Source organism: Streptomyces sp. NPDC005931, from assembly GCF_042871235.1.
Classification (GTDB): Bacteria; Actinomycetota; Actinomycetes; order Streptomycetales; family Streptomycetaceae; genus Streptomyces.
Genome location: NZ_JBIAIG010000006.1, coordinates 36,978 through 57,305, shown reverse-complemented (window position 1 = coordinate 57,305; position 20,328 = coordinate 36,978). Strand labels below are relative to the sequence as shown.

The window sequence follows — 20,328 nt, the reverse complement described above, 5'->3', positions numbered from 1 at the left end:
GGGCCGGGGGCACGCGGCGGTGCCCCGGTCGGGTCGCCGGGACACTTCCGTCGCGGGCGGGGCATCCCGCTCCGGTCGCGAGGACGGTCCGGTCGCGAGCGGGGCGTGCAGTGGGCTGGGGCACGGAGTGGGCGGCCGGGGCGCGCCCGTCGGCGTGCGCGGTTGTGGTGCGCGGCGGATGTGGCCGAGACCACGTGCCGAAGGAGGTTCGGGTCACGTCCGGGTGCTTCGGGCGGGGGCTACCGTGTGCGGGCAGGTCCCCCTTCCTCCGGCAGTTCGGACGGCCCGCCCGTGCACGCAGATCTCTCCCCGGTCATAGCTGCGACCGCGCAGTGGCTGACCCGTTCCTTCCCCTCCCCCGGCGGCGCGCTGGCCTCCGCCCTGTGCGAGGTCCAGGCACGGCAGGCGGTGACGGTCGCGGCCCGGCTCAGGTACCCGACGGCGATGGACGCCGCCCTGGTCCACCTGGCGGGCCCGGGCGGCTCCTCCCGCCTGGACTGGGTCACCGGAGCGGACACGGCCGACGGCGGCGACGCGCACGCCTGGCGCACCTGGGTGGACGAGGTGGTGGCCAGCTGGGCCGCGTGTCTGCTCGCCGACCCGGAGCTGGCCGCCGTGGCGGTGGCCGCCCTCGCCACCGGCCACGACGCCGAGGGCCGGTCCCGCGGGGGGAGCGTCACCGGCAGCGGGACCGGGTCCTGTCGCCCCGCCGAGTTCCGCAGACTGCTCGCGCCCGACGACACCGACCGCCGGGCCGCAAGCCTGCTGCGCCACCCCGACCTGATCGCGCCGGTGGCCGAGCTGCACCTGTCCCACCTGCTGGACCGCCTGAACCGCGGTCACTCCCTCATCGCCTGACCCGGCGGCACGCGCCGCATCCCACCGCGCCCGCCCCCGACTCGGCGCCGCGGCACAGCGACACCTCCTTACGCACGCACCCGAACCGACGGCCCGAAACGGCGCCGTCCGGCGTCGTCCCAGGACGTCGGGCGTGCCATCCGGTCCGCTCCCCGGCGCCGGGATCAGCGACCGTGGCCTGCGCAAACGGGGGCGTGGGCCCGACCCGTTCACGCTCCGTCATTCACACGTTCGCCGTACGCGACCGTGCCGTGGCCGCCCGCCCGGCACAGGCTGGTCGAGGGCTCGACCGTCCCGGCCCACCGCGGCCCGGGGGCAGGGTGTCGGCCCGGTGAACGACGCCGCCGACGAAGGGCTGAGCGACATGACCAACGCCACCTCACGGAGCTGGGAACACGCCGTCGTCACGGGCGGCGCGGGTTTCGTCGGCTCCCACCTGTGCGCCGCCCTGCTGGACGCGGGCGCGGCCGTCACGTGCGTGGACGACTTCAGCACCGGCCGGCCGGAGAACATCTCCCCGTTGCTCGACCGGCCCGGCTTCACCCTGGTGCAGGCCGACGTCAACGAGGGACTCCCGCTTCGCCGGCCTCCCGACCTGGTGCTGCACTTCGCGTCCCCGGCCTCCCCCTCCGACTATCTGCGGCTGCCGCTGCACACCCTGGACACCGGCAGCCTCGGCACCCGCCACGCGCTGGAGCTCGCCCGCACCGCCGGGGCCCGCTTCGTCCTGGCCTCCACCTCGGAGGTCTACGGCGACCCGCAGCAGAACCCGCAGGACGAGCGTTACTGGGGGCACGTCAACCCGGTCGGCCCGCGCAGCGTGTACGACGAGGCCAAGCGCTTCGGCGAGGCGCTGACCACGGCCCACGCCGAGACCCACGGCACCGACACCTGCATCGTGCGGCTGTTCAACACCTTCGGCCCGCGGATGCGCGGCCACGACGGGCGCGCCGTGCCGACCTTCGTCCGGCAGGCGCTCGCCGGTGAACCGCTCACCGTCACCGGCGACGGGCGCCAGACGCGGTCGCTGTGCTACGTCGACGACACCGTCGACGGCATCCTCGCCGCGGCCGCCCACGGCATGCGCGGCCCCGTCAACCTCGGCAACCCCGTCGAGATCACCATGCTGGACCTGGCCGAGCTGGTCATCGACCTGACCGGCTCCGACTCCGGGATCCGCTTCGTCGAGCGGCCCGTGGACGACCCGGCGGTGCGCTGCCCGGACATTACCCTCGCCCGCGACAAACTCGGCTGGGAACCGCGCGTGAGCCCGGAGGAGGGGCTGCGCCGCACGATCGCCTGGTTCCGCTCCGAGCCACAGCAGGCAGCCGGTGCCCGTCCGGAGGCGGACCGGGAAGCGGGGCGCTGAGCCGCGCGCCGATCCGCACCCGCCCGCCTCCGCCCCACGTCCGGCCACGCACCGGCCCGGCGATCCCGAAAGGCCCGCTCATGCGCATCCTCGGCATCAACGCCCTCTTCCACGACCCCGCCGCCGCCCTGGTGATCGACGGGCGGACCGTCGCCGCCACGGAGGAGGAGCGGTTCTCCCGGCGCAAGCACGGCAAGCGGCCGGTGCCGTTCTCCGCCTGGGAGCTGCCCGAGAAGGCCGCCGCCTGGTGTCTGCGGCGGGCCGGGCTGCGCCCGCAGGACTTGGACGCGGTCGCCTACTCCTTCGCCCCCTCCCTCGCCCGGCCCGCCGACGCCATGGGGCTGGACGACCCCTGGGACCACCTGCGTCTCACCTACGCCCGGGAAGCACCCGGTTTCCTCGGGACCGCGCTGCCGGGGCTCGACCCCGGCATCGTCCGCTTCGTCCCGCACCACATGGCCCACGCGGCCTCCGGCGCCTTCGCCGCGCCCGACGCCGGGAACTCCTCCGTGCTGGTCCTCGACGGGCGCGGCGAGCGCGCCTCCCACCTGGCCGCCCGCCGCGTACGCGACCGGCTGGAACCCCTGCACGCGCAGGAGCTCCCGCACTCGCTGGGCCTGGTCTACGAGGAACTCACCGAGCACCTCGGCTTCCTGCGCTCCTCCGACGAGTTCAAGGTGATGGCCCTCGCCTCGCACGGCACCCCGCGCATGGTGCCCGAGCTGCGCCGGTACGTGTATCCGACGGGCGACGGCGGCTTCCACGCCACCGGGGTGCCCTGGCACGACCTGTGCCCGCCGCGCGGCCCCGACGAGCCCTGGACCCAGGACCACGCCGACGTCGCCGCCAGTGCGCAGGCGGTGCTGGAGGAGACGCTGCTGGATCTGGTGCGCTGGCTGCACGGCCGGACCCACGACAGTGTGCTCACCCTCGCCGGGGGCGTGGCCCTCAACTGCGTCGCCAACTCGCGCATCGCCCGCGAGGGACCGTTCTCGCGGGTGTGGGTGCAGCCCGCGGCCGGGGACGCCGGCACCGCCCTGGGCGGGGCGCTGCTGCTGGCCGCCGGTGCCGGCGACGGGCCGGAGCCGATGACCGGGGCGGACCTCGGACGGGACTGGTCCGACGCGGAGCTGGGGGCGTGGCTGAAGACGGCGGCCGTGCCGTTCGAGCGGCCGGCGGACATCTCCGCCACCGTTGCCCGGACCCTGGCGGACAACGGGATCGTCGCCTGGTTCCAGGGGCGTTCCGAGTACGGCCCGCGGGCGCTCGGCCACCGGTCGCTCCTCGCCCACCCCGGGCACGCGGGGAATCTGGAGCGGCTCAACGACGTCAAGGGCCGCGAGCAGTTCCGGCCGGTCGCGCCGATGGTGCTCGCCGACCGGGCCGCCGCCGTCTTCGACGGGCCGCTGCCCAGCCCGTACATGCTGTTCGTGCACGACGTCGCCCCCGAGTGGCGCGAGCGCATCCCGGCCGTCGTGCACGTCGACGGCACCGCCCGCATCCAGACCGTCGACCCGGCGACGGAGCCCCTGGTGGCCCGGATGCTGGGCGGGTTCGAGCGGCTGACCAGGCTGCCGGTGGTCGTCAACACCAGCCTGAACACGGCGGGGCGACCCATGGTGGACGACCCGCGCGACGCCCTGGAGTGCTTCGGCTCCTCTCCCGTGGACCTACTGGCCATCGGTCCGTACGCGGTCCGGCGCGGCGACTTCTTCCGCTCCGGTGACGACGGCGAGGGCCTGCGATGACCGGGCCCGCCGCGCCGGGCGGACGCTACGCGGTGGTGGTGCCGACGCTGGGACGGCCGAGCCTGGGCGTGTGCCTGCGCGCACTGGCAGCGTCCGAGGGGCCGGGACCGGTGCGGGTGGTCGTCGTGGACGACCGGCCGGATCCGGCCGGCACGCCGCTGACGGCCGCGGTCCCGCCGTCGCTGCGCTCGCGCACCCTCGTGGTGCCCGGCGGCGGGCGGGGACCGGCCGCCGCCCGCAACACCGGGTGGCGGGCGGCCGGGGACGTGCCGTGGATCGTCTTCCTCGACGACGACGTGGTCCCCGGCCCCACCTGGGCCGACGACCTGGCCCTGGACCTCGCGGGGGCGAGTGTCGCGACCGCCGGGATCGGCGCCCGGATCGAGGTGCCGCTGCCCGCGGACCGCCGGCCCACCGACTGGGAGCGGGGCACCGCAGGTCTCGCCGGCGCCCGCTGGATCACCGCCGACATGGCGTACCGCCGCCCGGCGCTGGAGTCTGCGGGCGGCTTCGACGAGCGGTTCCGGCGGGCCTTCCGGGAGGACGCGGACCTGGCGCTGCGGATGCTGGACGCGGGCTGGACGCTGGCCGAGGGCCGGCGCACCACCAGGCACCCGGTGCGGCCGGCCGGGCGCTGGGTGTCGGTCCGGCTCCAGGCGGGCAACGCCGACGACGTGCTGATGGCCCGGCTGCACGGCCGCGGGTGGTGGCGGCGTGCCGGGGCGTCCCGGGGACGGCTGCCGGCGCACCTGGCGGTGACCTGCACCGGCCTGGCGGCGCTGGGCTGGGCCCTGGCCGGGCGGCCGCGGGCCGCGGGGGTGTGTGCCGCCGGATGGCTTGCCGGGACCGCCGAATTCGCCCTGGCCCGGATCGTGCCGGGGCCGCGCACCCGCGACGAGGTCGTCACCATGGTGCTGACCAGCGCGGCCATACCGCCCGTGGCCGCCTGGCACTGGCTGCGCGGGCAGCTCGTGCACCGGGCGGCACCGTCCCGCTCCCCGCACGGCACCCGCCGGTCCCCCGCCGCGGCGCGCCCGGTGGTGAGGGAACGGCTGGAGTCATGACCCGCCCTGCCGCTCCGCCCGCTCCGGCGACCGGCGGACCGGGAGCGGTTCCGGGCCGTGCCGCTGGAGGCGGTGGTCCACGGCCGGCCGGCGACGGCCGGCGCGGTCGGCGGACGTCTCGGCGCGGTCGCCGGCCCGGGCGCGGGCCGGCCGGGGCCGCCCCGCGATCCCCGGGCGCCGGCCCCTGCCGGGCGGGGGCCGCCGGCCGGCCCCGCGGCCCGCGAGGCGGGCCGTGCGGCGGGCCGCCGCAGGGTGCCGAGCCGAGCCGGTACGGCCGGGGACGGGGCGCAGCGGCCGGACGGGCGACCCGCCGCGAGCTCGTCGGTGCCCTGTCGGTGGCGACCGGGGCGAGGGCACTCCACGGTCCTCGCCGGCCGCCGGCCCCCGACGTGCGAAGGAGGTGCGGGCACCACCGCCGTCCCCATCGGGGCCGGTGGGCCCGGACAGGATGACCCAACACCGCCGTGCCCGGGAGGATGTCATGACCGGTCCCAAGCTCCTCGTGGTGGTCGGGGACGTCCTGCTCGACGAGGACATCGAGGGGGTGGCCGCCCGGCTGGCCCCGGACGCGCCCGCCCCGGTGGTGGACGTCACCGGCGGGCACCGGCACCCCGGCGGGGCCGGGCTGGCCGCCGCGCTGGCGGCCCGCGACGGCCGGGACGTGGTCCTGGTGACCGCGCTCGGCGACGACCCGGCCAGCGAGACGGTGCGGCGCGGGCTCGGCGACCGGGTGCGGCTGCTGGAGCTGCCGCTCGACGGCACGCTGCCGGTGAAGACCCGCGTCCTGGCGGGCGGGCGGCCGGTGGTGCGCATCGACCGGGGCGGCGGGACACCGGGCGAACCGGACGAGGCGGTGCGCGAGGCGCTGTCCGGTGCGCACGCCGTGCTGGTCGCCGACTACGGCCGGCGCACCGCCGGAGTGCTGCGGCCGTACCTGGAGGCGGCGGCCCGGCGGACGCCGCTGGTGTGGGACCCGCACCCCAAGGGGGATCCGCCGGTGCCGGGCGCGCGGCTGGTGACTCCCAACGCGGCGGAGGCGCTCGCCCTGTGCCCGGGCTCCGCCGGGTCCTCGCTGGGCGCGTACGCCGCGCGCGGGGCGGAGCTCGCCGCGCGCTGGCGGGCGGCGGGGGTGGCCGTCACCCTCGGCGACCGCGGGGTGCTGCTGACGCGGTCCGGCGCGGGGACACCGATGCTGGTCCCGGCCCCGTACCGGGCGGACGGGGATCCGTGCGGCGCGGGCGACTGCTTCGCCGCGACGACGGCGGCGGCGCTGGCCGACGGGCTGCTGCCCGAGGAGGCGCTGCAACGGGCTGTAGCCGAGGCCGCAGCGTTCGTCGCGGCCGGCGGTGCGGGCAACCCGGAGCTGTGGCGGGCCCGGGCGGCGTCCGGTCCGGCGGTGCAGCCCGCGGCCGACGCGTTCGAGCTGGCCGAGAGCGTCCGGGCCCGGGGCGGCACCGTGGTCGCGACCGGCGGGTGCTTCGATCTGGTGCACGCCGGTCACGTGGCGCTGCTGGAGAGCGCCCGGCGGATCGGCGACTGTCTGATCGTGTGCCTCAACTCCGACGCGTCCGTCGCCCGCCGCAAGGGCCGGGGACGCCCGATCAACCCGGCCGCGGACCGGGCTCGGGTGCTGTCCGCGCTGGGCAGCGTGGACGCGGTCGTGGTGTTCGAGGAGGACACGCCGCAGGCGGTGCTCGGGCGGCTGCGGCCCGACGTGTGGGTGAAGGGCGGAGACTACTCCGCGCGGGACCTGCCCGAGGCGGGGGCCCTGCGCTCCTGGGGCGGCCAGGCAGTGGTGCTGCCCTACCTCGACGGCCGCTCCACGACCCTGCTGACGCGCCGGGCGGCGAAGGCGGCGGGGGTGGCGCTGAAGGCGGCGGGTTCGTGACGGCAGGCTGCCCGGATCAGGCCGCCGTGCCCAGCGCGGACCGGCCCGCCACCTCTCCCTCCTCCGAGCGCACGACCACCGGGACCGGGGTGCGGCGGGTGCCGAGCAGGTGGCCGACCGCGACGGAACCGGCGATGACCAGGCCGCCGGTGACCAGGGCGCCGCGCGGGCCCGCCAGTTCCATCAGCAGGCCGAGGGCGGGCGGGCCGCCCAGGCTCCACACCGTGCCGACGCTGCCCCACACGCCGAGTACGCGTCCGCGCAGGTGGGCGGGCGGGTCCGTCTGGAGCACCGCCGTTCCCGCGGTGTCGGAGACGGATTCCACCACGGCCATCGGCAGCACGAGCACCAGCAGCACCGCCAGCGACGGCGAGAGGCCCGCCACCACCTGAAGCAGTGCGCCGGTCGCCGCCAGGGCGCCGACGAGCCGTACGGAGGGCCGGCGCAGCCGGGCACCGAGCACCGCGCCGAGGATCCCGCCGACGGCGAGGACGGTGGACACCGTGCCGAACGCGCCGGCGCCGCCCGCGAGCGGCCCCGTGACCAGCACGGCGAGGGTGAGCCCGTAGTTCCGGCCGAACACGGCGCTGACCCCGGTCACCCCGGCGAGCGCGAGCAGCCGCGGCCGGCGCACGAAGAAGGCCAGTCCCTGGCGCACGGTCATGGCCCGGTCCCCGCGCCGCCCGCCTCCGGCGGCCTGCCGGGCCGCACCCGGCGCCGGGCGCAGGAAGGGGACGACCGCCGTCACGAAGAGGAAGGAGAGCGCGTTGGCGAAGTAGGCGGCGGACGTGCCGAGGAGTCCGACCGTCACGCCGGCCAGCGCGGCTCCGGTCAGCCGGCCCGCGCTGTGCACCAGCGCCCCCACCCCGATGGCGGACGGCACGTCCCCGGCGGGGACGAGGTCGTTGCCGAGCAGCGCGCAGGCCGGGCCGTCGACGGTGGCGACGACGCCGGTCACGGCGGCCAGCACCATCAGCAAGGTCATGTCGAGCCGGTCCGTCGCCACCAGCACGGCCGTGGTGAACGCGATCGCACCCAGCAGCGCCTGGCTGACGGCGACGGTCGCCTTCCGCGGCCACCGGTCGACCACCGCTCCGCCGAGGAGGCTCATCAGCAGGGCCGGCGCAGCCTGCACGGACATGGACAGGCCGGTCGCGGCGGCCGACCCGGTGATCTGGAGGACCAGCAGGTTCTGCACCGTGAGCTGCATCCACGTACCGGCGTTCGACACCAGGTTGGCGAGGGACCACCAGCGCATGCTGCGGTACCGCAGGGACCGCCAGCTCGAGCGGGACGCGGCCGCGGTGGGCGCCGGCGCGGGGGCCGGGCGGGCCGGGAGGCGAGAAGCCGGGCGGGCGGGGAGGGGAGAAGGAGACACGTGCGCTACTCGAAGACGAGTCCGGGGACTCAGGCGGGAGGGGGCGAGGGACGGAAGTGACGCCGGCTGCGCTGCGCGGTGGTGTCCGTCGCCCGGAATGGCGGCGCCCATCGTGGCAGAAGTGATCGGTGAGTCCTGCCCACGGGACCTCGGCCCCACGACCGGACGGAGGCAAGTGCGGCCGGGTGACGGGCCCTTGGTGTCGCGAGTGTGGTTGATCACAGATGGCCGGCATCGGGTGTGGAGCGGCGGAAGGGGGTGAGGGCCGCCACACCGCCGAGCGCGATGACGCGCACCGGCCTGTCGGCGGCACACGCACCTCGGGGAGGGCGTGTGACGTCGCAGCATGAAAGCGACTCGGTCCGGGCACCCGGGGAGCCCCGTCGCGTGCCGGCGGCACGCCCGTCGGCGCGGCTGAGACCGGAAGAGAGGGCGTCCGATGGTGGCGACGACGACATTCTCCGGAGCAGGACGGTCCCGGCCTCCGTGGAGGCGGGCCCTGGTCACGGGCGGGGCGGGCTTCCTCGGCTCACACCTGTGCGAACGGCTGCTCGATTCAGAGGTCGAAGTCGACTGCCTCGACAACCTCTCCACCGGGCACGCCGACAACATCGGCCACCTCACCGGCCGGCCGGGGTTCCGGTTGTTCGAGCAGGATCTCGCGGACCCCGGCTGCCCGGGGGCGCTGCCCGGACCGTACGACCTGGTGCTGCACCTGGCCGGCCCCGCCTCGCCGACGGACGGGCGGGAGCGGCCCGTGCAGACCCTGGAGGCGGGCGGTCCCGGCACCCGCAACGCGCTGGCGGTGGCCGACCGGGACGGTGCCCGTTTCCTGCTCGTCTCCTCCCCGGAGGACGACGGCGACACCCCGCTCGCACCGCCGTCCGGCGAGCGGGTGGACGGCGCGGACCCGCTCGCGGCGGGCACGGCCTACGCCGAGTACCGCCGCTTCTCCGAGGCCCTGGTCGCCGCTCACGCAGGCGCTCACGGCAGCAACGCCGGGATCGTGCGCCTCTTCGCCGCGTACGGGCCCCGCATGCGCACGGACGACGGCCGGATGATCCCCACGTTCCTGCGGCAGGCGCTGGCCGGGGAGCCGGTGATCGTCGTGGGCGACGGCGGCCGGCGGTGCTCGCTGTGCTACGTCGACGACGCGGTGGAAGGCGTGCTGCTGGTGGCGGCGGGCCGGTCGGTGCGTCCGGTGGACATCGGTGCGGACGAGGAGACCACCGTGCTGGAGATCGCCCGCCGGGTGATCGGGCTGACCGGTTCCGACTCGCCGCTGGAGTTCGTCGAGGCGCCGGCGGCCGGCACGGCGAGGCCCGTCACCGGGTTCGCCCACGAACTGTTCGGCTGGTCGCCGAAGGTGACGTGGGAGGAGGGCCTGGAGCGCACGGTCGCCGCGCTCACGGGCGGCTCCGGCCGCACCCCGGCGGCGGCCGTCACGGGGGACGGCGACTGGCCCCCGTGAGCACTCGGCCGGCGGCCCGGGGACGGCAGCGGAACGCCGGTGGGGGTCGTCACCCGGGTGACGACCCCCCACCGGCGCCGATGCGTACCGTCCGCGCGGGACGCCGCCGCGGTCGGCCTCAGTCGAGCTTGCCGCGCCCGCTCAGCGCGTCACGGAGCCGGTCCACGAGACCGGCGCCCGGCGCGAGCAGCTTGTTGGCCGGCGGCTTGTCCGGGGCGGAGGGGTGCGGCCGGGTCGGGGCCGTCTTCTTCGCCTGCCGGACCTTGTCGCCGAGCTGGTCCAGCTTCTCCGGCGGGCAGGAGGCGCGCAGCAACGGGAAGAGGTTCTGCTCCTCATCGGTGAGGTGGGAGCGGATCTCGCTCATCAGCATGCCGATGAGCCGGTCGAACTCGGGGTCGCCCGCGTCGCAGCCCTCGAGGTCCTTCATGATCTTCTCGGCCTCGGCGTGGTCCTCCAGCTCCCTGTCGGCCAGGGTGTCGCCGTTGTCCACGTGCTCGCGCACGGCCGGGTAGAGGTAGGCCTCCTCGGCCACCGAGTGCCGCACAAGTTCCATGGTCACCTGTTCCGCGTACGTCTTGCGGTCCTTGTGCCCGGGCGGCAGTTCCTCGATCTTCCCGAAGAGCTCCTCGACCTCCCGGTGGTCGGTCGTCAGCTCGTCGATGACGTTTCCGCCGTGTCCCATGTCCTTCACCTCCGGATCGTGGTGGCACCGGGCCGGGTCCACCCGGCCCACGAGTCCCCCGGCGCCCGGGGGACTAACGCCGGTTCGGTTCAGCCGGGCAGTTTGGCCCGGGCGCGGGCGGCCGCGGCGGCGGGGCGGGCACCGGCCCGTACGGAGTGGCGGGCGAGGCGGGTCTCGCGGCGCAGACCACGGGCGGCGTGGCGGCCGCGCCACAGCATCGAGGGAGCGGCACCCGTGTCGTCGGCGGCGATCAGCAGGCCGCCCAGCATGGACAGGTTCTTCAGGAAGTGGATGCGCTGCTGGGCACGCCGGGACGGGTCCTCCTCCTCCCAGAAGCGGTGACCGGCCAGCGTCGTGGGCACGAGTGTCGCCGCAAGGGCGAGCGCGGCCGGGCGCGGCACGCGACCGGCACCCAGCAGCAGCCCCGCCACGACCTGGACGGCGCCGTTGAGCCGTACGGCCTGCTCGGTGCGGTCGGGCAGCACGGACACGTGCTCGGTGACGGGGCGTACCACGGGCTCGGCGGCGGGGGCCACGGCCTTGGGGTTGCGGACGGATTCCAGACCTCCCGCGACGAACATCGAGGCCAGCATGGGGCGGCCGAGGACGCGCAGCAGACTCATGGGCTTCTCCTGGGTGTCGTGGTGCGGGGTCGACGGGTTCCCCCCGGGCCGGGGACCATTCGGCGGCCCGGCACCGACGGCGGGCGGGCGCCGGTGGGGTCGGGGCCGGTGTTGCGCCCCACCGTCGCGGGGGTGACCGAGAGGGGGCGGGCCGGGCGCGCACCGACGCCGCCCGACCCACGGAGGCGACGCGTGGACCGGATGGACCGGAACACCCCTCGGTGTGCCGGTGCGGCCGATCAGCCGCGTCCCTCCCGCGACCGGATCCGGCATCCCGGGCCTCGAGCCGGCCCGGCTCGACGAGGTGGTGGACGGGCGGGCGGTCGTCGACCAGGCGATCGGTGTGATCGCCGCGGTGCGCCGGATGTCCCCCTCCGGGGCGTGGGACGCGCTCCGGGAGACGCACGGGGTGGCTGCCCGCCGATCTGCGGGAGCAGGTGGCCCTGCGGCTTGGGCGGCGGCGGCCGAGGGCGGCCGGTACTCGGCGACCCCTGGGGCCGGCCGACCTGAGCGTCTCGCGGGGCCGGCCGGCTCCACGTCTCACGCGTCCGTTCCCGTCGGCCGTGCTCTCGATCGGCCGGGCGGGCCTTGTGGGCCCGTCATCCCCCGGTCGACTGCTCGGTGCGGGTCCAGGCGTGCTGGAGCCAGTCCGCGGCCGTGACGGCGGTGAGGCCGGCACAGAGCAGCCGGGCCGCCCGCGGCGCGCACGCGTAATAGGCGACCAGTCCCCCGGCCACCCACGCGGAGGTGCAGAACGGGCAGGTCACCAGGTCTCCGACGGCCCGTCGGGCGCCGGTGCCCGTCGGCTGGTCGGTCACCTCGCCGGACTCCGCGTCGGTCCGCCGCCGCGTGAAGGGGGCCCGCAGGAAGCTGGTCACCTTGTCCCGGGACAGCAGCCGGGACCCCTTGAAGGTCGCCGTGGCCAGCAGGGCCAGGTCCCACGGCGGCACGGTGTCGGGGAGCCGTACCCCGCGGCGCCGGGCCGCGAGCGCGAACGCGCCGACGCCCGCGGCGAAGGTCGTGGCGAGCGCGGCGTACCCCCCGAGGGGCAGCTCACCGTCGTCGTAACCGGTTTCCCGCGCCGTCATGGCACCTCCCTCACGAGCCGTCCCCCGGTGGGCCGGCGCGGGCCCGGGTGCCCCTGCCCGGCGGAACCACACGCGGGGGATCCGCCAACGGCGGGCGGGCTCACCACAGGCGCGTCGTGAGGGCCGGCTGGTGGACCGCCTCGGCGGCGTCGCGCAGGCGCAGGGCAACGCCGATGACGGCGCGCAGCACCGAGGGACGTACGGTCTGGGCGGTCTCGGTGGCCAGGACCAGCAGGCAGGCGGCGGCCTGCTCGACCACGGAGACCGGGAAGGTGTAGTCGCTGTCGGCTGCCGCGCGGAACGCCTTCAACGGGATTCCGGCGCCGTCGACGGTCCGCTTCGCGGCCTGCTCCAGGTACTGCGTGGCCTGTTCGCACACGTCGGCGGGCAGGGTGAGGGTGCGCTGGAACGGTGAACTCGTCATGACCGAGTGCTCCCACGGCGCCGGCCCGTTCGATCGGTGGGCGGCGGCTTTTCACCGTCCCGCGTGACCGGTGGCGGGCGCACGGGGCGCGCGGGAACCGCTCGTACCCTGGGGGCGTGCGTGTCCGGCCCCCCGACCGCGACGCGAGCGGGACGGCGCCGGGCCGTCCCCGTACGCCGGCCCAGGTGAGGAGTCCCGCGCATGACCTCCGGTTCCGCCCGCACCTCCCCGGACGGCGGGCGAGCGGCCGCCGCGGCCCGCCTCACCGGGCGGGCGGTCACCGATGAGCGTGTGCTGTCCGGCTCGCTCGGCGAGATCACTCTCGACGACGGCCGGGTGGTGGTCGTCAAACGTGCCGAGGGACCCCGGGCGGCACAGGCCGAGGCGGCGGGCCTGCGCTGGCTGGCCGCAGCGGGTGCGGTGCGGGTGCCGGCCGTGCACGGTCACGACGACGGGTGGCTGGTCGTCGACCGGGTCCGGCAGGGCCCGCCGGGGCCGCGGGCCGCGGTCCGGTTCGGCCGTGACCTGGCCGCGCTGCACGCCTCCGGCGCCCCCGCGTTCGGCGCCCCGCCGCCGGGCGGGCCGGCCGAGGCGTACATCGGGCTCGCGCCGATGCGGAACGTGCCGGGCGGCGACTGGCCCGCGTGGTACGCCGAGCACCGCGTCCTGCCGTATCTGCGGCGCGCGGTCGACGCGGGCACCGTGCGGCCCGGCGAGGCGGGGGTCGTGGAGCGCCTGTGCGAGCGGCTGCCGGAGCTGGCCGGGCACGCCGAACCGCCCGCGCGGCTGCACGGCGACCTGTGGAACGGCAATGTGCTGTGGGGAGCCGACGGGCACGTCCGGCTGATCGACCCGGCCGCGCACGGCGGGCACCGGGAGACCGATCTCGCCATGCTCCGCCTCTTCGGCTGCCCCCATCTGGACGCGGTGCTGGACGGTTACCGGGAGGTGGCGCCGCCGGCGGACGGCTGGCGCGAACGCGTCGGCGTGCACCAGCTGTTCCCGTTGCTGGTGCACGCCGTGCTGTTCGGCCGCGGCTACGCCGAGCAGGCGCTCCGGGCGGCCCGGTCGGCCATGGCGCGGTGAGCGCCTCGAGCCCCGCTCAGCGCGTGACCACGTGCCGTTCGTCGGGGACGCAGTGGGTCATGGTGAGGCCCTCCACGTCGCGCGGCGGGTTGTCCCCCAGGTTGGCGAGCCGCTTGCGGTCCACGTCGGTGAGGTCCTGGCTCGCCAGGGGTGCCAGGTGGGCGACGTCCTCCGGGGTGATCCCGAGCCCCTCGCCGACCCTGCGGCCGAGGTCGGTCTCGACCAGCAGGAAGTGCCACACCATGCGCTCCTGCACGGCCCGGTCGCACTGGGAGATCAGGTCGACGAAGTTCTTCACCAGGTCGTCGCGCTCCCAGTCCTCCATGAGCAGGTAGCGCTGGCCGGCCTGGAGGTAGTCGTTGGTCCGCGGGATGCGCTTGCGGGTGAGCCGGCCGCGGATCTCCGGGCCCTGTTCGTCGTGGGTGGGGTACTCGCCCTCCCGCAGGCCCCCGGTGATCGACGGCTCGTAGTTGACCTGTGGATTCTCTCCGGCGCCGTCGACGTGGTAGGTCATCAGGCCGTCGCGCTGGTTGGTGCGCACGTCGGCGTTCCTGGCCTGGTTGACGGGGAGCTGGAGGTAGTTGGGGCCGACCCGGTAGCGCTGGGTGTCGCTGTAGGAGAAGGTCCGGCCGACGAGCATCTTGTCGTCGGAGAAGTCCAGGCCGTCGACGAGGACGCCGGTGCCGAAGGAGATCTGCTCGTTCTCGGCGAAGAAGTTGTCCGGCATCCGGTTCAGCACCATCCGGCCCACCGGCTTCGGCGGAAAGTCCTGCTCGGGCCAGGTCTTGGTGTCGTCCAGCGGGTCGAAGTCGAGTTCCGGGTGCTCGTGGTCGTCCATCATCTGGACCAGCAGCTCCCACTCGGGGTACTCGCCGCGCTCCACCGCCTCGTACAGGTCCTTGGTGGCGTGGCCGAGGGAGTCCGCCTGGACGTTCGCCGCGTCCTCGGCGGTCATGCTGCGTACGCCCTGCTTGGGCATCCAGTGGTACTTGACCAGCTTGGTCTCGCCCTCGGCGTTGACCCACTTGTAGGTGTTCACGCCGAAGCCCTGCATGTGGCGGTAGTCGGCGGGGATGCCGCGCGGGCTGAACAGGTTGACCAGCATGTGCATGGATTCGGGCGTCTGCGACATGAAGTCGAAGATGCGGCGCGGCTGTTGCTCGAAGGTGACCGGGTCGGGCTTGAGGGCGTGGATGACGTCCGGGAACTTGATGGCGTCCCGGATGAAGAAGACGCCCAGGTTGTTGCCGACCAGGTCCCAGTTGCCGTCCTCCGTGTAGAACTTCACGGCGAAGCCGCGCGGGTCGCGGGCGGCCTCGGAGGAGTCGCGGCCGCCGATGACGGTGGAGAAGCGGACGGCCAGGTCGGTGCGCTTGCCCTCCTCCTGGAACAGCTTGGCCCGGGTGTAGCGGGAGATCGGCTCGTCGCCCCACTTCCCGTACGCCTCGAAGTAGCCGTAGGCGGTGACGCCTCGGGCGTGCACGACGCGCTCGGGGATGCGTTCCCGGTCGAAATGGCTGACCTTCTCGAGGAACTGGTAGTTCTCCAGCGTGGCGGGGCCGCGGGCGCCGACCGTGCGCTGGTTCTGGTTGTCGTAGACCGGATGGCCCTGGCGGTTGGTGAGTACCTTGCGGTCGTCCCCCGGAGCGGGACCCCGGCTCGATACGTCCGTCATGATCGTGGGCTCCTTCGGCTGGTGCCGGCAGCGGGCCGGGACACGGCGGGGTGCCCCGTCGGCCGGTCGTGCGGACCGCCCGGGTACCCGGCGCCGGAAGGTCACTCACGCCTCGAAGGAGGTCACTCACGCCTCGCAGGTCCGGCTCGCGACAGGCGCGGGGCCGGGCGGGGCGCGGCTCGCACGTCCCGCCGGCGGTGTGCGTACGAGGGCCATGCTGCCGTGGATGGCGAAGGGCGGCGACTCGGGCGGCGGGCCGCCCGGGGACGACGGCGGGCCGCACCGGCGGGCGTGGTGCGCGCCGGTGCGGCCGGGCACGGTCCGGTGCCGCGTCCGTCTACGACCGCGCCCGGGCCGTCGGCGCGGTGAGGAACCAGTCGATGGCGGCGGTGAGTTCGGCGGGCTTCTCCACCGGCAGCTCGTGTCCCGCGTCGATGATGCGGATCACCGCGTCCGGGTAGTGCGTCGCCATCCGCAGCATCTGCTGCACGGGGAGCTGGATGTCGTGGTAACCGTGCACCAGCAGGGTGGGGACGCGGATCTCGCCGACCCGGTCGAGGACGTCGAAGGCCCGCATCGCCGAGTACAGCGTCATCACGACCTCGCGGGGCGTGGCCGCGGAGGCCCGGATGTACTCCTTGATCTCCTGGCGGGGGTACCCGGGCGCGAAGGCCCGCTGGATGTTGGCGGCGACGAACAGGCGGTACGGCACCTTGGTGGACGCAGCCATCAGCAGTCCGCGGCCCCGGCTGTAGGTCATGCGGCTGATGGAGTTCACCAGCACCAGTCGCTCCACCCGTTCGGGGTGGGCCAGGGCGACGGTCTGGGCGATCATGCCGCCCATGGAGTGGCCGACCGGCACGAACCGCTCCACTCCCAGGTGGTCGAGGAGGGCGACGACGTCACCGGCGAGCTCCTCGATCGTGCGCGCCCCCGTGCCGCTGCTCTCCCCGTGGCCGCGCAGGTCGAGGCGGATCACCCGGCGGGCGGCGGCGAAGTGCGCCATCTGGTGGTCCCAGCGGTGCCGGTCGGCCGTCCAGCCGTGGATGAACACCAGGGGGACGTCCTCGCCGCCGCGCGGCCCCTCGTCGTCGTAGGTGAGTGTCGCGCCGTCGACAGCGAACTCGGGCATGGGGCGTCGCCTCCCGGGGAGCAGGCCGATTACTGATCGGTAGGGTATCCGCCGGTCAGTTCCGCCCGTCGAGGAAGTCCAGGATGTGGCCGTACACGTCGAGGGCGGCGCCCCGGCCCAGGAACGTGTCGAGGTGGCCGTAGCCCGGGATCTCGGTGTAGCGCACGTCGAGCTGCGGCTGCCTGCGGGTCAGCACCTCGTGGCACAGCTTCTGGGAGTCCAGCCACAGCCCGTTCTCACTGCCGGCCAGCAGCAGCACGGACGTGTCGATGCGGCCGGCCGCGTCCAGGGCGTTGGGCGGCAGGGCGCGGTAGCGGTGGTCGGTGTCGTGCCAGCGGACCACGGTGCGGGCGAGCTCGATGCGGCGCAGGTGCGGCAGGATCCACAGCGGCGCGGGGCCGAGCAGGTCGGCGAGGCGGTCGTGGGTGGCCTCGGTCAGGTGCTCGTGCACGAACAGCGAGGCACCGGTGCCCCAGGCGGAGTTGTGCAGGATCTGGCAGGTGGGGTCGGGGCAGTCCGCCCCGCGGGAGGCCAGGGCGAACAGCGGCGTGTACTTCGACCACAGGCCGACCTTGCGGAAGTCGACCGGGATGTGGTCGATGCGGGACTTCAGCAACTCCCCCGCCAGGGACATGCGCAGGGAGGTGCGGCCGGCCAGCTTCGGCGTGAGGAACACGCCCTGGGAGACGACGCCGGCCAGTCCCGGCACCAGTCCGGCCGTCATGCTCAGCGACAGGGTGAGGGAGCCGATGCAGTGCGCGACCACGAACAGCGGCCGGTCGCCGATGCGGGCGCGGATGTGGGAGACGGCGGCCGGGATGTCGTACAGGGCCACGTCGTCGTACGTGTACCGGGCGCCGGTCTCGTTGTAGGGCAGCCGGCAGCTGCCGCGCCAGTCGAGCAGCCAGGGCTCGTAGCCCTCGTCGAGGAGGACGTCGACGAGGTTGCGGGTCTCCGGGAGCAGGAACATGTCGGCGGAGGCGGTGTGCCCGTGCAGCAGCAGGACGGCCGGGCGGTCGGCGCCGCCGCCGGCCACCCGGGTGAGGCCGAGCCGCACGCCGTCGGCCGCGCGCAGGGGGATCTCCTCGACCGCGGCCGGGTCGAGGCGGTGGTGCAGGGGGCGCGGGGCGGGGGTGGTCCTGACCCTGCGGAGCGCGGGCCGGGCCGCGGGGGTGTTCGTCCTGAAGATCATCGGTTGCGCTCCGTGAGGGTGGTGGTGCGGCGCAGGTCGAGCAGGTCGGCGGCGGCGCGGGCGAAGGGGCCGAGCAGCCCGCGTCCCATCTCCAGCCCGAACCAGGCGAGCCAGGCCGTCTTGGCGGCCCGCTTCTCCCGGCCGGTCAGGCGCGGGTCCACCTTGATGCCGTCGATCTGATCGCGGACGTAGGAGTCGGCGGGGACGACGACCTCGCCGGTCAGTGCCGCCGGTTCGCCCTCGCGGCCGATCTCGACGGTCAGGGCGCGGGTCTGCCGCCACAGGTCGCGGCGGGCCCGGGCGTGCTTGCGGCCCTCCAGCCACCAGCGGCCACCGTCCGCGTCCCGCAGCTCCATGCGGTACAGGAGCAACTGGTGCTTCAGGCCGTGCTGCTGGGGGATGCCCTCCTCGGGGCGGATCCAGATGTCGCCGCGTTCCACGGTCAGCGGCTCGTCGTGGGCCGCGCGGCAGGTGACCCGGCCGCCGACGTCGACGCGGCGCTCGCGGACCAGTTGGTGCATGCTCGCGATGGAGAGCGTGAGGTCCATGGAACAGGGGGTGTCGGCGGGCGCGCCGACCGGGCCGACCGTGCCCAGGGTGGTCTCGGAGAACCACAGGTAGGGCTGGTCGTCCTTGGACGGCAGGCGCCCGAGGCCGTCCTCGGCGAGCTTCTCGAACGTCCTGAGCTGGGCCCGGGCGTCGTAGCGGGTGGCCGGCGGCAGGCCCAGGGCCTCGACGAGGGCCGCGGTGCGTGCCATCTCGGCGGCCGGACCCCTGAGCGTGGCCTCGCACAGCTTCAGCGCGGTGGGGCTCTGCAACACGCGGGTGAGGAAGGCGAGTTCGGGGACGGGTTCGGCCTCGAGGCGGGCGAGGGTGTCGGTGCGCCACTCGTCCCAGTCCTGCACCCGCACGTGCATCCCGCCGAACGCCATGTCCCGTACCACGTCGTCGAGGGTGTTGGGGACGCCGGTGAGGTGGTAGTCGAAGCCCCAGGCGTCGGGTTCGCAGACGACCGCGACGGCGACGCGGCTGACCCAGTCGACGGGGGCGGCGTTGAGGTAGCGGAAGGCGGGAACGGTGCGGAAGCGGCCGAAGGCCGAGATCAGGCCGCTGCTGAGGTCCTGCGGGTTGTAGGCGCCGGTTCGGGTGTGACCGCCGATGCCGCCGGGGCGCAGGGCGGTGACGACCAGACCGTGGTCGCGGGCGCGGCGCAGGGCCACCTCGGCGGCCCATTTGGTCTGGTCGTAGCCGGCGACGAGCCGGTCGGCGTGGGCGAGGGGGTCGTCCTCGCCCATGGAGGCGATGCCGACCTCGTTGAACACGGCGACGGAGGAGATGTGGTGCAGCGGCTTGGGCCGTCCTGCGGCGGCCAGTTCGGCGAGGGTGAGCGCGCCGATGACGTTGCTCTGCCGCAGCGACGGGTAGCCGCGCAGGAAGTCCACGGCGGCCGCCACACCGACGACGCTGTCCAGCTCGTGGGCGAGCCGGGTCCAGGTGTCCTCGGACAGACCGAGGCGCGGGCGGCGCACGTCGCCGGGCAGCACGGTGATGCGGCGGCGCACCTCGGAGGACCAGGGCAGACGGTAGCTCTTCAGCGCGTCCCCGAGCCGGGCGAGCGCGGCGTCCTCGTCGGGGGCGCGCACCAGGCAGTACACGTGCGCGTCGCTGTGCCTGAGCAGGTCGAGCAGCATGTGCCCGCCGAGGAAGCCGGTGGCACCGGTGAGCAGCACTCTGCGGGGAGGCAGGGGGTCGGGGTCGGCGGTGAAGGGCAGCCGGTCGGCGAGCGCGAGGTCGGCGAGGATCTGGGCGAGGTCCTCGGGGCGGGCCGTGGAGCGGGGAGCGGTGGCGGCGGAGTGGGGGACGGGGGCCGGGGGCGCGGGTGCGGGTGCGGTGACCGTGGGGGGCGACGGGGGCGGCGACGAGGCGGGTGCGGGGGGCGCCGGTGCCGCGCCGGGCGAGGCGGGCGAGGGCGACGGGTGCGCGGGGGCGGCGGCCGTCGCCGTGGGCAGGCAGCGGCGGGCGAGGCTGTTCGGGCGGGCGTCGGCGAAGACGTCGTCCAGGTCGAGGACGACGCCGAACTGCTCCTCGAGGGCGGCGGCGAGTTCCACCGCGTCCACGGAGGTGCCGCCCGCGTCGAAGAAGTCGGCGTCCGGCGCCAGCTGCCCGGCGGGGACGAAACGGCCGGCCGCGGCGGCGATGGCGGCGGCGAGCTCGTCGACGTCCCGGACTCCGGACGCACGGCTCGGCGCGGCGGCGGCCCGCGGCATCGCGCCGGGCCGCGCGGACGCCCGCGCGATCGCGCCGGAGCCCTCGCAGCTCCCCGGAGCGGTCTCCGACACCGTGACCGCCCGGGCCGGGGCCTCCCCGGACACCGGCGCCTGGCCTCCCCCGACCGAGTCCGACCCGGCCGCAGGCTCGGGCACGCCACCCTCCGGTGCCGCGCCGGACACCGCCGCGGCCTCCCCGGACACCGGCACGGAACCCTCCGCGAACCGCACCGGCCCCTCGACGGACTCGGAGGACGCCGGCCCGCGGACTCCCGGAGCCGAGTCCCACCCGGCCGCAGGCTCGGGCACGCCACCCTCCGGTGCCGCGCCGGACACCGCCGCGGCCTCCCCGGACACCGGCACGGAACCCTCCGCGAACCGCA

Annotated in this window: 16 protein-coding genes; 7 read left to right on the top strand and 9 right to left on the bottom strand. The window is 75.5% G+C overall.

Annotated features, from left to right (window positions below; all coding sequences use genetic code 11):
• Positions 1-291 precede the first annotated feature (291 nt).
• From ACFYOV_RS16280 to rfaE2, 5 genes are all read left to right on the top strand, one after another.
• Positions 292-858 carry a hypothetical protein gene (locus tag ACFYOV_RS16280; RefSeq protein ID WP_389088019.1) on the top strand — a complete coding sequence of 189 codons (567 nt, stop codon included), beginning with the start codon at positions 292-294 and terminating at the stop codon, positions 856-858.
• A gap of 364 nt (positions 859-1,222) precedes the next feature.
• Positions 1,223-2,227 carry a UDP-glucuronic acid decarboxylase family protein gene (locus tag ACFYOV_RS16275; protein ID WP_389088729.1) on the top strand — a complete coding sequence of 335 codons (1,005 nt, stop codon included), beginning with the start codon at positions 1,223-1,225 and terminating at the stop codon, positions 2,225-2,227.
• Positions 2,228-2,307: 80 nt separating this feature from the next.
• A complete protein-coding gene (locus tag ACFYOV_RS16270; protein ID WP_389088017.1) occupies positions 2,308-3,975 on the top strand; it encodes a carbamoyltransferase in 1,668 nt (555 codons plus the stop codon).
• A complete protein-coding gene (locus ACFYOV_RS16265; RefSeq protein ID WP_389088014.1) occupies positions 3,972-5,039 on the top strand; it encodes a glycosyltransferase in 1,068 nt (355 codons plus the stop codon). The genes ACFYOV_RS16270 and ACFYOV_RS16265 overlap by 4 nt, the downstream gene beginning before the upstream one ends.
• Before the next feature lie 481 nt (positions 5,040-5,520).
• Positions 5,521-6,927 (top strand): D-glycero-beta-D-manno-heptose 1-phosphate adenylyltransferase, encoded by a 1,407-nt coding sequence (gene rfaE2, locus ACFYOV_RS16260; protein ID WP_389088012.1) that lies wholly within the window; start codon positions 5,521-5,523, stop codon positions 6,925-6,927.
• Between the two features lie 16 nt (positions 6,928-6,943).
• On the opposite strand, the gene ACFYOV_RS16255 is transcribed toward rfaE2, so the two are convergent.
• Positions 6,944-8,305, bottom strand: a complete 1,362-nt coding sequence (locus ACFYOV_RS16255) for an MFS transporter (RefSeq protein WP_389088010.1) — start codon at positions 8,303-8,305, stop codon at positions 6,944-6,946.
• Between the two features lie 439 nt (positions 8,306-8,744).
• Between ACFYOV_RS16255 and ACFYOV_RS16250 the strand changes: the two genes are divergently transcribed.
• Positions 8,745-9,776, top strand: coding sequence for an NAD-dependent epimerase/dehydratase family protein (locus tag ACFYOV_RS16250; protein WP_389088008.1), 1,032 nt, complete (start codon positions 8,745-8,747; stop codon positions 9,774-9,776).
• A 118-nt stretch (positions 9,777-9,894) separates the two neighbouring features.
• On the opposite strand, the gene ACFYOV_RS16245 is transcribed toward ACFYOV_RS16250, so the two are convergent.
• From ACFYOV_RS16245 to ACFYOV_RS16230, 4 genes are all read right to left on the bottom strand, one after another.
• Positions 9,895-10,458: a hemerythrin domain-containing protein gene (locus ACFYOV_RS16245; RefSeq protein ID WP_389088005.1), complete on the bottom strand. Its 564-nt coding sequence runs from the start codon at positions 10,456-10,458 to the stop codon at positions 9,895-9,897.
• An 89-nt stretch (positions 10,459-10,547) separates the two neighbouring features.
• Complete coding sequence (locus ACFYOV_RS16240) at positions 10,548-11,081, bottom strand: DoxX family protein (RefSeq protein ID WP_389088003.1); 534 nt, start codon at positions 11,079-11,081, stop codon at positions 10,548-10,550.
• A 599-nt stretch (positions 11,082-11,680) separates the two neighbouring features.
• Positions 11,681-12,169: a DUF1360 domain-containing protein gene (locus ACFYOV_RS16235; protein ID WP_389088000.1), complete on the bottom strand. Its 489-nt coding sequence runs from the start codon at positions 12,167-12,169 to the stop codon at positions 11,681-11,683.
• Positions 12,170-12,269: 100 nt separating this feature from the next.
• Entirely contained in the window at positions 12,270-12,593 is a 324-nt protein-coding gene (locus ACFYOV_RS16230) for a hypothetical protein (RefSeq protein ID WP_389087998.1), read from the bottom strand.
• A 201-nt stretch (positions 12,594-12,794) separates the two neighbouring features.
• Here ACFYOV_RS16230 and ACFYOV_RS16225 point away from each other — a divergent pair, with 201 nt between their 5' ends.
• On the top strand, positions 12,795-13,679 hold the full coding sequence (locus tag ACFYOV_RS16225; RefSeq protein ID WP_389087995.1) for a fructosamine kinase family protein: 885 nt from the start codon (positions 12,795-12,797) through the stop codon (positions 13,677-13,679).
• 16 nt (positions 13,680-13,695) lie between these two features.
• Here ACFYOV_RS16225 and ACFYOV_RS16220 read toward each other — a convergent pair whose 3' ends face one another.
• From ACFYOV_RS16220 to ACFYOV_RS16205, 4 genes are all read right to left on the bottom strand, one after another.
• Positions 13,696-15,354, bottom strand: a complete 1,659-nt coding sequence (locus ACFYOV_RS16220; protein WP_389087993.1) for a catalase — start codon at positions 15,352-15,354, stop codon at positions 13,696-13,698.
• Positions 15,355-15,691: 337 nt separating this feature from the next.
• Positions 15,692-16,486 (bottom strand): alpha/beta fold hydrolase, encoded by a 795-nt coding sequence (locus ACFYOV_RS16215; RefSeq protein WP_389087990.1) that lies wholly within the window; start codon positions 16,484-16,486, stop codon positions 15,692-15,694.
• A gap of 55 nt (positions 16,487-16,541) precedes the next feature.
• Positions 16,542-17,678: an alpha/beta hydrolase gene (locus ACFYOV_RS16210; RefSeq protein WP_389087987.1), complete on the bottom strand. Its 1,137-nt coding sequence runs from the start codon at positions 17,676-17,678 to the stop codon at positions 16,542-16,544.
• Positions 17,675-20,328: thioester reductase domain-containing protein (locus ACFYOV_RS16205; protein ID WP_389087985.1), on the bottom strand; the 2,654-nt coding region annotated here is incomplete at its 5' end. The genes ACFYOV_RS16210 and ACFYOV_RS16205, both read right to left, overlap by 4 nt.